The organism is Pseudomonas sp. H3_C08 (assembly GCF_054669455.1).
The window spans coordinates 654390-668967 of record NZ_CP162803.1; the positions used below are offsets into that span (position 1 = coordinate 654390).

The 14578-nt window shown below is 58.9% G+C and carries 10 protein-coding genes; 3 read left to right on the forward strand and 7 right to left on the reverse strand.

The window, feature by feature from the left end:
- Nucleotides 1–56: 56 nt before the first annotated feature.
- Together AB4N74_RS03155 and AB4N74_RS03160 are read left to right on the forward strand one after the other, a co-directional pair.
- Nucleotides 57–4703 carry an RHS repeat-associated core domain-containing protein gene (locus AB4N74_RS03155; RefSeq protein WP_460098176.1) on the forward strand — a complete coding sequence of 1549 codons (4647 nt, stop codon included), beginning with the start codon at nt 57–59 and terminating at the stop codon, nt 4701–4703.
- The gene (locus AB4N74_RS03160) at nt 4693–5007 is read left to right on the forward strand and encodes a contact-dependent growth inhibition system immunity protein (protein WP_099758414.1); all 315 of its coding nucleotides are present in this window, start codon (nt 4693–4695) and stop codon (nt 5005–5007) included. The genes AB4N74_RS03155 and AB4N74_RS03160 overlap by 11 nt, the downstream gene beginning before the upstream one ends.
- A gap of 95 nt (nt 5008–5102) precedes the next feature.
- Here AB4N74_RS03160 and AB4N74_RS03165 read toward each other — a convergent pair whose 3' ends face one another.
- A complete protein-coding gene (locus tag AB4N74_RS03165) occupies nt 5103–6893 on the reverse strand; it encodes a bifunctional diguanylate cyclase/phosphodiesterase (protein ID WP_320337251.1) in 1791 nt (596 codons plus the stop codon).
- Nucleotides 6894–7027: 134 nt separating this feature from the next.
- Nucleotides 7028–9112, reverse strand: a complete 2085-nt coding sequence (locus AB4N74_RS03170) for a carboxy terminal-processing peptidase (protein WP_257357807.1) — start codon at nt 9110–9112, stop codon at nt 7028–7030.
- 138 nt (nt 9113–9250) lie between these two features.
- On the opposite strand from AB4N74_RS03170, the gene AB4N74_RS03175 reads away from it, so the two are divergent.
- Nucleotides 9251–10213 (forward strand): zinc-binding dehydrogenase, encoded by a 963-nt coding sequence (locus tag AB4N74_RS03175; protein WP_460098179.1) that lies wholly within the window; start codon nt 9251–9253, stop codon nt 10211–10213.
- Between the two features lie 145 nt (nt 10214–10358).
- On the opposite strand, the gene AB4N74_RS03180 is transcribed toward AB4N74_RS03175, so the two are convergent.
- Genes AB4N74_RS03180 through AB4N74_RS03200 form a run of 5 tightly spaced genes read right to left on the reverse strand, consistent with a single transcriptional unit; the run spans nt 10359 to nt 14468 of the window.
- Nucleotides 10359–11012: an HAD family hydrolase gene (locus AB4N74_RS03180; protein WP_460098181.1), complete on the reverse strand. Its 654-nt coding sequence runs from the start codon at nt 11010–11012 to the stop codon at nt 10359–10361.
- Between the two features lie 34 nt (nt 11013–11046).
- Nucleotides 11047–12036 (reverse strand): ABC transporter ATP-binding protein, encoded by a 990-nt coding sequence (locus AB4N74_RS03185; RefSeq protein ID WP_099758418.1) that lies wholly within the window; start codon nt 12034–12036, stop codon nt 11047–11049.
- Entirely contained in the window at nt 12033–12833 is an 801-nt protein-coding gene (locus tag AB4N74_RS03190) for an ABC transporter permease (protein WP_007916333.1), read from the reverse strand. Before AB4N74_RS03190 ends, AB4N74_RS03185 begins: the two co-directional genes overlap by 4 nt.
- Nucleotides 12820–13656 carry an ABC transporter permease gene (locus AB4N74_RS03195; RefSeq protein ID WP_177413149.1) on the reverse strand — a complete coding sequence of 279 codons (837 nt, stop codon included), beginning with the start codon at nt 13654–13656 and terminating at the stop codon, nt 12820–12822. The genes AB4N74_RS03190 and AB4N74_RS03195 overlap by 14 nt, the downstream gene beginning before the upstream one ends.
- A gap of 5 nt (nt 13657–13661) precedes the next feature.
- Complete coding sequence (locus tag AB4N74_RS03200) at nt 13662–14468, reverse strand: alkaline phosphatase family protein (protein ID WP_093441617.1); 807 nt, start codon at nt 14466–14468, stop codon at nt 13662–13664.
- Nucleotides 14469–14578: the final 110 nt, after the last annotated feature.

Consider the following 14578-nt stretch of genomic DNA (forward strand, 5'->3'; position numbering starts at 1 on the left):
GGAACGCCCATGTTTGATCCGCTTATCCAGCCCACTTCGCCCACCCGCGTGCGTTGATGGACGCCCTCACCCGCATCGAGCAAGCACTCGACAGCTTTCCCGACACCCTCAGCGTTTACCGCGAACAGCTCAAGCATTGGGCCAGTCGCGCGGCGGACGAGGTCAGCCACGCGGCGGATCTGCCGTCACTGGTGGGCATGGAGCGGATCATTCGCTTCGGCTCCGATAGCACTGCCGTCAGCAGCACCGACAACGCGTTTTTCTCCGGTGTCGTCCAGTGCCCGAAGAGTGGCCCGATGCTGATCGAAAGCAAATTCGAGTCGGTCTACGACATTCCGCTGGGCAATATCGTGGTCGATGTGATCGCCATGGACAGTGGCGAAACCACCCCCATCACCCTTGATGCGCAAGGCAAGGGCTCATTCAAAGGAATACCTGGCAAATTCTACCGGGTGCAGGTGCACAGCGCTGTCACTTCGGGTCAGGTCGAGGACCTGTTCAAAGCCTATGACGGCCTGACTGCTGAGCTGGATGGCTGGCTGCGCAGTGAATGGCAGGGTTTAAAGCCGCAATGGTCGCAGTCGGTGGCGACGGCGGCGGGCAACGGCATGCTGGCCGGGAGTTGGGCGGCGATCGAGGGCGTGTGGGACAGCATTGGCTTGCTCTCGGACATTCTCAAGGATCCCGGTCAGTTTGCTGAGCGCTTGGGCAGTGGTGCGGCGGATCTGATCGAGCTGGCGAAAACCGCGCCCGAGGTCATGGAGAAGCTGCAACTGCTGGTCAGTGACGAGGCGGCGCTGTGTCTATTGCTGCGCACTGCCAGCCTTTGGCTGGAGATGCTGCCACCCAGTGAAATCGCCGGCAAAACTGCTGAAGCGGCGTCGATGATGATGGTGCAGTTGCTCATCGATGTGCTGATCAGCGTCGTCTTGACGTTCGTCAGTGGTGGCGCAGGCATCGCTTATCTGACGCTGCGTCTGGCGGACCGCGCCGTGCAATTGCTGTCGGCGGTAAAGCGTTTGGTGAAGGCGATGTTTGGCATCGTCGAAGGGTTCATCAAATACGTCGATCAATACAAAACCGTTGCCGCCCGTGGCATCGCCGCCGGGGTGAAAAAAGGCCGGATGCAATTGCGCTGGAATGCGCAGCGCAACACCTTGTTGAAGAAAGACGAGCATCACGACGACTCACCGGACCAGGCGAAAAACCCCAACGGCGACAGCGCCGATTGCGTGCCCTTTACCTGTACCAATGGCTGCCCGGTATCGATGGTCACCGGTGAAGAACTGCTGACCCTGAACGATGCGGTGCTCGATGGCGTGTTGCCGTTTGAGTTCACGCGCTTGTATCGCTCCAGCGCCGCCGAAATCGATGTTGGGTTGGGCTTTGGCTGGAGTCATTCGCTGGCGCATCGGCTGGCGTTTGAAGGCGAATTTGTGGTCTGGGTCGACCACGAAAACCGCCGCACCCGTTTTCCGTTGCCGAGCGTTGAACGACCGGCAATTCACAACAGCCTGTCGCGGGCGGCGATTTTCCTTGGCGATGAACCGGAGGAACTGATCCTGGCGCTGGCCGGCGACACGGCGCGCTTTTATCACTTTCGTGCAGGACGGCTGACGGCGATCAGCGATGCCTATGGCAATCGTCTGACGGTGCAGCGCGATCGGTCTGACCGGGTGCAGCGCCTGGACAATGGCGCCGGGCGTTCGCTGCTGTTGCGCTATGACCCCGCGCAGTTGCTGGGTGTTGATTATCAGGTGTTTCGCGAGGGTGCCTGGAGTACCGAACAGGCGCTGGTCAGTTACCGCTACGACGCTTATCGGCACCTGATCGAAGCGAGCAACGCCGTCGGTGACAGCGAGCGTTACGACTACGACGACGCTCACGTGATTCTGCAGCGGCAACTGGCCGGCGGCGCGAGCTTCTTCTGGGAGTGGGAGCGGTCGGGGAAAGCCGCGCGCTGCGTGCGTCACTGGGCATCGTTCTCGCAGATGGACACGCGCTACGTCTGGAACGATGACGGCAGTGTCGCGGTGCATTATGTCGATGGCACCGAAGAGACCTACGTCCACGACGAGCGTGCGCGGCTGGTGCGTCAAGTCTCGGCGGATGGTGGCGAGCAACTCAAGGCCTATGACGATGCCGGGCGCTTGATCGCCGAGCAGGATGCCTTGGGCGCTGTCACCGAATACCGCTACGACGAGGTCGGACGGCTGATCGCGCTGATTCCGCCGGACGAGGCGCCCACGTCCTACGAGTATCGCAACGGTTTCCTGTACCTGCGTTCACGCGGCGAGGCGGTGTGGATCTACCGGCGCAATGCCGAGGGTGACGTCACCGAAGCGGTCGACCCCGACGGTCAGGTCACCCATTACTACTACGACACCCGGGGGCAATTGCTGTCGATCCGCTACCCGGACAGCAGCCGGCATCGTTTGGTCTGGAACAGCCTCGGCCAGTTGACCGAAGAGACCTTGCCCGACGGTGGCGTGCGGCGCTTTTCCTACGATGCACTGGGGCGGCGGACCACAACTGCGGACGAACACGGTGCGGTCACCCGGCAACATTGGGATGCCGTCGGCCGGCTGGTCCAGACGACATTTCCTGGCGGCAGCACCCGCGCTTACAGCTACGGCGCCTACGGTCAGGTCACCGCCGAGCGCGATGAACAGGGGCACATCACCCGTTATGAGTATGACGACGATCTGCACCTGGTTTCGCGGCGGATCAACCCCGACGGCACGCGGGTGCAATACCGCTATGACCATGCGCAACTGCTGCTCACCGAGATTGAAAACGAATCCGGGGAAAAGTACCGACTGGACTACACGCCGACCGGGCTGATTCGTCAGGAAAGCGGTTTTGATGGTCAGCGCACCGCGTATGCCTACGACCTCAACGGGCATCTGCTGGAGAAGACCGAGTTCGGTGATGACGGTTCACAGTTAGTCACTGCTTATGAGCGCGATGCTGCCGGCCGCCTGCTGGTCAAAACCCTGCCCGACGGGATCAAGGTCACCTACCAATACGACCGACTCGGTCGTTTGATCAATGTCGACGACGGCCAGCAACATCCTTTGGCCTTCGAGTACGACCGTCAGGACCGGCTGATCACCGAGCATCAGGGCTGGGGCACCCTGCGTTACCGCTACGACGCCTGCGGCCAGCTCAAACGCATGCGCCTGCCGGACAACAGCGTGCTCGACTACCGCCACGCCAAGGGCGGCGCGCTGAACGGGATTGACCTCAACGGCGCGCCGCTGACCCGCCATGTCTACCAGTCCGGTCGCGAACTGCAACGCCAACAAGGTCTGCTGCTCAGCGAATATTCCTACGACGATCAGGGACGATTACTCGCCCACGCCGTAGGCCATCAGCGCGATGCGCTGTACCGCCGCGATTATGCCTACAGCGCCAACGGCAATCTCGCGCACATCGCCGACAGCCGCCACGGCCAGCGCACCTACGGCTACGACGCCCTCGACCGGCTGATCCGCGTCCGTCACTCACGCGACGAACTGCCGGAATCCTTCGCCCACGACCCGGCCGGCAACCTGCTGATGCAGGACCGTCCCGGCCCCAGCCAGATCCAGGGCAATCGCTTGCTGATGCAAGGCGATCGTCATTACGACTACGACGCCTTCGGCAACCTGATCCGCGAACGTCGCGGCCGCGCACAGACACTCGTCACTGAATACCGCTACGACTGCCAGCACCGCCTGATCGGCCTGACCCGCCCGGACGGCCAGACCGCCAGTTACCAATACGACGCCTTTGGCCGACGCATCAGCAAAACCGTCAACGGCGAGACCACCGAGTTCTTCTGGCAAGGCGACCACCTCGTCGCCGAAAGCAGCGAAAGCGAATACCGCAGCTACGTCTACGAACCCGGCACCTTCCGCCCCATCGCGCTGCTCGACGGCAAAGGCCCGAAAAAAGCCTGCCCGTTTTATTACCAACTCGACCACCTCGGCACCCCGCAGGAACTCACCGACTACAGCGGCGACATCGTTTGGTCCGCGCAATACGACGCCTACGGCAAAGTCGCCGCACTGACCCTCGCCGGCGACGACTACCTGAACCAGCCGCTGCGTTTTCAGGGGCAGTACTTCGACGGGGAAAGCGGGCTGCATTACAACCGGCATCGGTATTACGACCCGAGGCTGGGGCGGTATCTGACGCCGGATCCGATCAAGTTGGCGGGTGGGTTGAATCAGTACCAGTACGTGCCGAATCCGACGGGGTGGGTGGATCCGTTGGGGTTAGCTTGCACTCCGTGCCCTGGAGCGATACAGGCAGATGGGCCCTATAGTGAAATTGTTCCAGGTGGGGGATTAGAGGCCCACGAGTCTCGAGGTGGACATGCTATTGCAAGACATGTCAATAGATCGGAGGCTCAACTGAGAGCTAGACTAATGGCTGAGCCGAACATACCTATTGCGTCAACATTTCTTAATAGGGCAGAGGCTGAAGCTGCACTCTCGAATGTTATCAGGAACAACAAAGTCGATATTGATAATTTTCTAGCAGGTAACGCAAGTAAATTTGTGATCAATGAGCGAGTGTCTGCTCCTGCTGGTGTGGGTGTTCTGAGACAGAGTGGAACACTAGAACCGTTGTTTAGTATTAGATTAGTGCTGCGACGGGATGCAACTTCACCACTTGGTTACTTTATTTTGACGGGTTTTGTAAATGACAACTGAAGATTTTCCTAGCCTTTTCCAGTTTCTCGGAGCCTATTTTCATGAGGATTGGATGTGTGAGTTTGCCTTCGCAGATGATGTTGTCAGATCTTTCTTAGCCGATTCAGACTGTAGCGCAGTGGAGAGAGTGATAACGGAAATCGATGCCTTGCTGGCGATGAATATGACAGAAAATAAGTTTCGAGATTTCTTACTGAAGGAAATTGGATGTTGTTACTGCTATTGGCATGACTGGCAAGACGGAAATGCGTGGTTAAAGCACATTTCTGTACTTTTCAGAGAAGCTTCACGCAGTAACATTTAGGTGTTCCTGGATGAGCCTTCATCATTTTTGATCTACAGAGATATTGGTTTGTAAGTTGTCACTTCGCTAGCAAGTCCGCTCCCACAGGGCGCAAGTCAACGTTGTCCGATTAACTGTGGTGAATGGACGTCGGGAGTGGCAAGACTATCAATCACATGCACGCTATACCCCGGAATATTCTTCGCATGATGCTTCGCCTGCGATGCCATCTCGGCAAGTTGACTGGCATCAAGTTGTGCGCAGGCTTCGGGGTGTAGGTGCACCACACCGATGGACAGTGACAACAGCGGAAACTCCTGCCGCACCCCTTGGCGATTCGGCGCAATAAAACATCCCGCCTCAAGGTGTTCAGGGCGATAGAAGCGTCGGCACTGGCTCTGGAAGTCATCAAGCAGTTGATTGACACGTTTGCGCCAGTCTTCCGGACCGAGGACGAGCAGGAAGTCGTCGCCGCCAATATGGCCCACGAAGTCGCGGCTCGGGTCGACGCGCTCGTTGAGGCATTGCGCCAGACACAGCAGGACTTCGTCGCCGCGCCCGTAGCCATAAATGTCGTTGAAGGGTTTGAAACTGTCGATGTCGACGTAGCAGATGACCGACTCGCGACCCTGCTGTAACAGGCGAGTCAGGCATTGTTGAATCGGCACATTACCCGGCAGCAAGGTCAGTGGATTGGCATAACGCGCCTGTTGAATCTTCAGTTCGGTGATCAGTTTGAGTACGTCGATCACCCGGCCAAGACCCAGGTAGCCGCCGTTAAGAGTAATGATGAAGTCTTCTTCGATGCGTTGCCGCGCGCGGCTAGTGATCAGGCGGCTGACCTGTTGCAGCGACTGGCTCATTTCCACGGCGAGGAAATCGTCGTTCATCAGGCGGCTGATCGGTTTACGCGCGAACAGGTCGGTGGCGAACGGTTTGAGCAGGGCATCCGACAACGAGTGGCGGTGGACGATGCCGCAGGGTTGGCCTTGTTCGTCGAGTACCGCCAGTGAGTTGAGGTTGGCCTGGCGGCGGAAGGCCTCCAGCACGTTGGCGGTGGGTGTGTCGCGGTGCACGGCCGGTTGGTCGTTGAGCAGGGCGCTGAGGTCGCTGCCTTCGTCGTTCAGCGCAACGCTGTTGCTGTCGTGTTTGGGCATCAAGGCGCGGGCGTCGCGGGGCGGATGTTCCTGAGGACGACCGAGCAAGTAACCCTGCACCAGATCGACACCCATTTCCGTCAGCACCGCGAGCTCTTCCGGCAGCTCGATGCCTTCGGCGATGACTTGTGCGCGAGAGGCTTTGGCGATTTGCAGGATAGAGCCGACGAACTCTCTCTTCAGCGCGTCCTGATGAATGCCATCGATGAAGTGTCTATCGATCTTCACGTAGTCCGGGCGCAGCTCCGACCACAGACGCAGGCTTGAATAGCCGGCACCGAGATCATCCAGTGCAATGGAAAAACCCATGGCCCGGTAGTGATGCAAGGCGGTTTGCAGCAACTGGAAATCGTCGATGGGCGTCTGTTCGGTCAGTTCGATGACTACCTGACTCGGCGGAATGCCGAAATCCTGCAGCAGCTGTAACGTGCGCCCCGGTTGGTGGGCGGCTTCAAGCAAGGATTCCGGCGAGACGTTGAGGAACAGTTTGCCCGGCAGTTGTTGCTCGTTGAAGCGACGGCAAGCGCTTTGGCGGCAGGCGATTTCCAGCTCGCTCAAACGCCCGGCCTGACGGGCCACGGCGAACAGTGCGATCGGCGAGTGAAGAGGGCTGTTGGAAGGGCCGCGCGTGAGCGCTTCGTAGCCGAGAATGCGCCGTTCCGAGAGACAAATGATCGGTTGGAACAGGCTGTGTAAACCGCTTTGAGTCAGGATCGAGCTCAAGGCACTCAGCTGTTCGGTCGTGGTCATGGCAATCTCTGGCGATAAAAAAAGGACTGGGAGCGTTCTCGATGAAGAGAATGGCTCCCAGTCCTTTATTGCACGACAGAATGATGACTGTTTGATGACGATCCGGGGATCGTCAGCACTAAATTGCCATCACCTTACTTCTTGGCCACCTGATTGCTCAGCTTCAGGTAATCCAGCAGCACGCGCCCGGTTTCGCTCAGGTAGGCATCGTCTTCCGGTTTGACCTTGTCCGGGTCAGCAGCCGCAAGGGCGTCTTCGTCTTCCTTCTTCAACTCTTTGAGCGGCTCTTCGCCTTTGGCCTTGCGACGGATGTTTTCCATCGTCAGTTGCTTGGCATCGATGTCGTTGTGCTGGGCACGGCGCTCGGCTTCGTTGAGGCTGACGGTTTTTTCTTCCATCAGTTTCTGCGCCAGAGCCAGCTTGTCACGGATGAACACGAACTCGGCATCCTTGGCGGTGCGCGTGTCATGCTCGGACTTGAGCTGCGCCAGGAACGGCTTGAACGGATCGGCCGCCGGTTTGATCGCTGCGCGGATGGTGTCCCACGGCATGGCTTCCGGCAGAGCGCTCTCGCCGATTTCCTTGGTGTCGATCAGCGACGGGTAGTCGATGTCCGGCAACACGCCCTGATGCTGGGTGCTCTGACCGGAAACCCGGTAGAACTTGGCCAGAGTCAGCTTCAGTTCGCCATGGTTCAGCGGCTGAATGGTCTGCACGGTGCCTTTACCGAAGGTCTGGCCGCCGATGATCAGCGCGCGGTGGTAGTCCTGCATGGCGCCGGCGAAGATCTCCGAAGCCGAGGCGGACAAGCGGTTGACCAGCAACGCCATCGGGCCTTTGTAGAACGCGCCCGGGTTTTCATCTTCGAGTACGTCGACACGGCCATCGGCATTACGCACGAGGACGGTCGGACCCTTGTCGATAAACAGACTGGTCAGCTCGGTGGCTTCCTGCAGGGAACCGCCGCCGTTGTTGCGCAGGTCGATGACCACGCCGTCGACTTTGTCTTTCTGCAGTTCGGTCAGCAGTTTCTTGACGTCGCGAGTGGTGCTCTTGTAGTCCGGATCACCAGCGCGGAACGCCTTGAAGTCGAGGTAGAAGGCTGGAATCTCGATCACGCCGAGTTTGTAGTCCTTGCCGTCCTGTTTCAGGTTGAGCACGGATTTCTTCACGGCCTGGTCTTCAAGCTTCACTGCTTCACGGGTGATCGGCACGATCTTGGTGGTCTGGTCGTTCGGCGCATTGCTCGCCGGAATCACTTCCAGACGCACCACGGTGCCTTTCGGACCACGGATCAGTTTGACCACTTCGTCCAGACGCCAGCCGACCACGTCGACCATCTCTTTGTTGCCTTGGGCAACACCGATGATCTTGTCGGCCGGGGCAACCTGTTTGGTCTTGTCAGCCGGGCCTGCCGGCACCAGACGCACGACTTTCACCTGGTCGTTGTCGCTTTGCAACACGGCACCGATGCCCTCGAGGGACAGGCTCATGTTGATGTCGAAGTTTTCCGCGTTATCCGGCGACAGATAGTTGGTGTGCGGGTCGTACGACATGGCGAAGGTGTTGATGTACGCCTGGAAGATGTCTTCCGGACGGGTCTGGTCCAGGCGCGCCAACTGGTTCTTGTAGCGCTTGGTCAGGGTTTCCTGGATCTGCTTCGGCTCTTTGCCGGCAATCTTCATCCGCAGCACTTCGTCCTTGACGCGTTTGCGCCACAGGTCGTCGAGTTCAGCGGTGGATTTGAGCCAAGGTGCGTCCTTGCGATCGATCAGCAAGGTCTCCTTGGTGGTGAAGTCCATCTTGTCGACGCCTTTGTTCAGCTCGGCAAGGGCGAAGTCCAGACGCGCCTTGACGCGGTCCAGATAGCGCTTGTAGATGGTGAACCCGGCGTTGAGGTCGCCGCTTTTGAGGAAGTCGTCGAACTGGGTCTTCCACTTGTCGAATTCGGTGATGTCGCTGGCCATGAAGTAGCTGCGCGACGGATCCAGCAGCTTGAGGTAGCTGTCGTAGATGATCACCGAGCGCGCATCGTCGAGCGGCGGCTTGCTGTAGTGGTGACGCTTGAGCAACTCGACGACGTTCAGGCTGGCGATGACTTCATCGCGATCAGGCTGCAACTTGTCCCAGCTGTTGGCTGCGAATGTAGTGCCCGACACCGGCAACAAACCGATACCGATGAAAAGAGCTAGGGCGGTGCTGGGGAGCAAATGCTTCATGCTGATTCGACGCGGGGACAATTGATAACGCATATTAGGCCGTCTTTGAAGTCGCCGGTTCTACGAGAGCCGGTCGCATAATGCAAAAAGCCCGGCGCTACAGCTTCGGGCTCAGTCCAGACTCACTATGGAGGCACTGTGAAGGCATTGCAAGGCGTTGACGGTCAAGTGGCATGGGTTGAAGAGCCGAGTCCTACGTGCGATGTAGGACAAGTCCGCATCCGAGTGGCGGCAGCGGGCCTCAATCGCGCCGATTTATTACAGAAAGCAGGGCTTTATCCGCCCCCACCAGGTGCCAGCCAAGTGCTTGGGCTTGAGTGCTCCGGGGTGATCAGTGAGGTCGGCGCGGGGAGTGCGTGGCAGGTCGGTGATCGGGTTTGCGCCTTGCTGGCCGGGGGCGGGATGGCCGAAGAGGTGGTCGTCGACGGGCGGCACGTGCTGCCGGTTCCCGAAGGCGTCTCGCTGATCGAGGCCGCCGCATTGCCTGAGGTTTATGCAACAGTCTGGCTGAATGTGTTTCAACTTGCGGCGCTCAAACCGGGTGAGAAAGTTCTCCTGCATGCCGGCGCAAGTGGAATCGGTTCAGCCGCCATTCAGTTGTGCAAGGCGTTCGGCAATCCGTGCTGGGTCAGCGTCGGTTCGGTCGAGCGTCTGGCTTACTGCGAAGCACTCGGCGCGCAGGGCGGGGTGGTGCGCACCGATGATCTGGAGAGCCTGCGTGATTTCGGGCCGTTCAATGTGATTCTCGATCCGGTCGGCGGCAATTATTCGGCACTGAACCTCAAACTGATGGCGCTCGATGGGCGCTGGGTGTTGATCGGTTTGATGGGCGGCCGTGAGGCCAAACTGGATCTGGCGCAGGTCTTGGCCAAGCGAGTGCAACTGCTGGGCTCGACGTTGCGCAGTCGCGATGATCAGTTCAAGGCGGATCTGTTGAGTGATCTGGGTCAGCAGGTGTGGCCGTTGTTTGCGGAAGGGCGCTTGAGTCCGCAGTTGGCCAAGGCTTTTGCGGTGAAGGATGCCGAGGCGGCGTTTGCGGAGCTGGCGAGCAACAAGGTGGCTGGCAAACTGGTGTTGGTGATTGACGAAAGTCTGAGCTGAGACTAAGGCAAAAAGCCCCTCACCCTAACCCTCTCCCAAAGGGAGAGGGGACTGACTGAGTTGTTCTGTCGAGCTACATCGACCTGACACATGGAGTCGAACTCAGGTTCGGGGTGTCAGCCTGCAATTGCAGATTAAATCTTTGTCATTTCCAGAGGTGGATTGGCCAGTTGGCCTTTTCGGCGTGTTCCAGCAGTACTGGGTCCGGATTCACCACGTGTGGGAAATCCACCTTCAGCAACAGCGGCAGATCATTGCGCGAGTCGGAATAGAAACTCGCGCCCTCAAGGTTCTCCTCTTCGGCATCCAGCCATTCCAGCAAGCGTGTGATCTTGCCTTCGCGGTAGGTCAGGGTGCCGACGGTATGGCCGCTGTAAACGCCATGGGCGACTTCCAGTTCGATCCCCAGAATTTCATCGATGCCCAGTCGATCGGCAATCGGTTTGACCAGATGCGTGCCCGACGCCGAGATCACCAGAATCCGGTCGCCTGCCTTGCGGTGGGCGGCGATGGTCTTGGTCGCGTCGCTGAAGATGATCGGTTCGATAAAGTCTTCAACCCATGGCCCGACCAAGTGCTCGACTTCTTCCGGCGTGCGCCCGATGAGCGGTTCGAGGCTGAACTCCATGTACTCTTCCATGCGCAATTTGCCATGGCTGTAGGCGTCCATCAGCTCGTTGTTCTTGCGCATGAACGACTCGGGATCGACCCAGCCCAGGCGCCCCATCTGCTCGCTCCAGAGGGTGGCGCAGTCGCCGTGGATCAACGTTTCGTCCAGATCAAAAATTGCCAGGGCCATCAGTGCAGTTCTCTCTTCAACGTCAGCAAAGTCATCAGGCTACCTCACACAGGGCCGTTGGATCGATGGAAAGTGCCAGACGCTGACCGTCGGGATGCAGATCGGCGGCCGAGCGGTTGAGCACATCCACCACCAGTTCCACGCCGCGGGCTTCGATGCGATAGCGGATCACGTTGCCAAGCAGGCTGTGGCTGCGGATCTGCGCGTCGAGTTCGCCGTCAAGGCTCAGTTCGATGGCTTCCGGGCGAATGGCGATGCGGTGGTTGATCGGGCGCTGCAACAGCTTTGATGCGTCGTCGGCATCAAGCAGGTTGTAGTTGCCGATGAAGCCGGCGGCGAACACATCGACCGGTGCGGTGTAGAGGGTTTCGGCATCGCCGCTCTGGACGATTTTTCCCTGATTCATCAGGAAAATCCGGTCAGACATGGTCAGCGCTTCTTCCTGATCATGGGTGACGAAAATCGTCGTCAGGCCGAGTTCGCGTTGAATCTGCCGGATCTGTTCACGCAAGTGTTTACGAATTCGTGCATCAAGGGCCGACAGCGGCTCATCCAGCAGCAGCAATCGCGGACGCGTCACCAGCGAACGGGCAAGGGCAACACGCTGACATTGGCCGCCGGACAACTGATGCGGATAGCGGCTGGCGAAGTCGTTCAGTTCAACCAGTTTCAACACTTCCGAAACGCGTTTATGGCTGTCGTCGGCATTGACCTTTTGCATGCGCAAACCGAAGGCGACGTTTTGCTCGACGGTCATGTTGGGGAACAGCGCGTAGCTCTGGAACACCATGCCGATCCCGCGTTTCTGCGGACTCAACGGCACGATATCGACACCATCGAGCAGGATCTTGCCGCCATCGACTGGCGTCAGTCCGGCGATGCAACGTAGCAGGGTGGACTTGCCGCAACCGGACGGGCCGAGCAGGGTGACGAACTCGCCCTTGTTGATCTCGCAATTGATGTCGCTGAACACGGTCGTGCCAGCGTAGTTTTTCTGCAGGTGTTGGACGCTGACATAGCTCATTCGCTTTTGTCCTTGTTCAAGATGTTGGCGATCCAGGTCAGGACCAGCACGAAAAAGAAATATGAGATAACCAGGGCACTGGTGAAGTGGCCGCTGCTGTTGCGCATGTTGTTCAGGTACACCTGCAGGGTTTCGTAGCGCGTGCCGACCAGAATGTTGGCAAACACGAACTCACCGAACAGGAACGAGAACGACAGCAGCAACGCGACCATCAGGCCTTTGCGCAGGTTCGGCAGCACCACCAGAAACGCCGCCTGAAAGGTGCTGGCGCCGAGCAGTTGTGCGGCGTCCATCAGGTCGCGCAGGTTGATCGCTTGCAGGTTGTTGGTGATTGCCCGGTACATGAACGGCAGTGCCACGGTGAAGTAGCAGCCAATCAGGATCCACGGTGTACCGACCATGGCCATCGGCCCGGAACCGTAAAGTTGCAACAGTCCCACCGACGACACCACCGGCGGCACCGCGAAGGGCAGCAGGATGAGGATGTTCATCAGCGCATCGAGTTTCGGAAAGTGGTAATGCACCACGAACAGCAGCGGCAGGATCAGCACCACTGAAAGCACCAGTGCGCCGACGCAGACCAGCAACGATTGACCGAAGGCGTGCAGGAAACGTGGATCGCTCCACAACTGGATGTACCACTTGAAGGTGAAACCGCTGGGTAGGATGGTCGCTGACCAACTGCTGGCGATCGAATAAACCAGCGTGCCCACGAGTGGCAGCAAGAGGATGGCGAACAACAGATAAACCACGACGCGGTGGTAGAGGCCGGCCGGGCCGGATTCAGCGCGAGACATGGTAGCTCCTCTTCAACAGCAGTTGATGCACGACGGTGACGATGGTCATCAGCGCCACCAGCACCACGGCCAACGCGCTGGCCAGATTTGGATCGAGGGAAATATCGCCGGAGACCATCGCAGCAATACGGATCGGCAGGACGTTGAAGTTGCCCGTCGTCAGCGCATACACCGTGGCGTACGCACCGAGGGCGTTGGCCAGCAGGATCACGAACGTACCGAGCAGCGCCGGGGTCAGCACCGGCAAGCCGATATGCCGCCAGAATTGCCAGCCATTGGCGCCGAGCAATGCGGCGGACTCGCGCCAGTCTTCACGCAGCGCGTCGAAGGCCGGGTAGAGCAGCAACACGCCGAGGGGGATCTGGAAGTAGGTGTAAAGGATGATCAGGCCGGTTTTTGAATACAGGTTGAAATCCTGAATGATCCCCGACTGCTTCAACATGATGGTGATGCTGCCGTTGAAACCGAGCAGGATGATGAACGCGAACGCCAAAGGCACACCGGCGAAGTTGCTGGTCATGTTGGCAAAGGCATTCACGAAGTTGCGCAGTTTCGAATCGACCCGACGCAGGGAGTAGGCACCGAGAACGGCGATGACGATGCCGAACACGCTCGACCAGAAACTGATTTCGAGGCTGTACTGGATCGCCTGCAAATAGAACTTCGAGCTGAAGATCTTGCTGAAGTTGGCCAAACCCCAGCCGAACTCTTCCGATTGCAAGCTGTTGATCATCACCCAGACCAGCGGGGCGATTTCAAAGACGATAAAGAACAGCGCGAAGGGCACCAGGCACAGCGCCGCCAGCCATTTGCCGCGATTCATCGAGTTCACTTGAGCAACTCCCGGCACACAGGTTTGTCGTGGGGCACGCCGAGCAATTCGCAGACGGTGCCGCAGATTTCGGTCTGCTTGGGTGCGGCGCCAGCGTCGAGGCTGAACGCGTCACCGAGGACAAACAGCGGCACCTGGCGTTCTTCCGGCAACAGGCCGTTGTGCGAGCGATCGTTGTTCATGCCGTGATCGGCGGTCACCAATACCTGATAGCCAGCGTCGAGCCAACTCTGCAAGTAGTCGGCGAGGATAATGTCGGCCGAGCGGGCGCTGTTGCGGTATTGCGAGCTGTCGAGGCCGTGCTTGTGCCCGGCGTCGTCGATGTTCATCGGGTGGATCAGCAGGAAATTCGGATCGTGGCGCAGGCGCAGGTTTTCGGCGTCGGCGAACAGGTGCGAATCCGGGTAGTGATCGCTCCAGTAGAAATGCCCGTGCTGGATCGGCAGCGACAGATTGTCGGTGTGGCGGTCGCGGGCGGCGACGAAGGGCGAGCGGTTGTACAACTCGCTGACCCAGTGATACGCCGCCGCAGCGGTTTTCAGACCGGCGTCGCGCGCGTAGTGATAAATGCTGCGCTGGTTGGACAAGCGCGAGACGTTGTTGTGGACGATGCCGCTGTCGATCGGCGGCACGCCGGTGAGGATGCATTCATAAAGCGGTCGGGACAGGGCCGGCAGTTCGCACTCCAACTGATAGAGCGCGGCGCGTCCTGCGCCAACATAAGCCTGCAGATGCCCCATGGCGTGACGTGCGACCTCGTAGTTGAGACCGTCGAGCACGACAAGGATGACGTTGTGCTTCATAGGGGCAAAAACTCCGCGAAATTCAAATATTCCGAAATCAACTCAATCCCTTGTGGGAGCGAGCTTGCTCGCGAAGGCGTCATGTCAGCCAACATCAATGCTGAATGAAT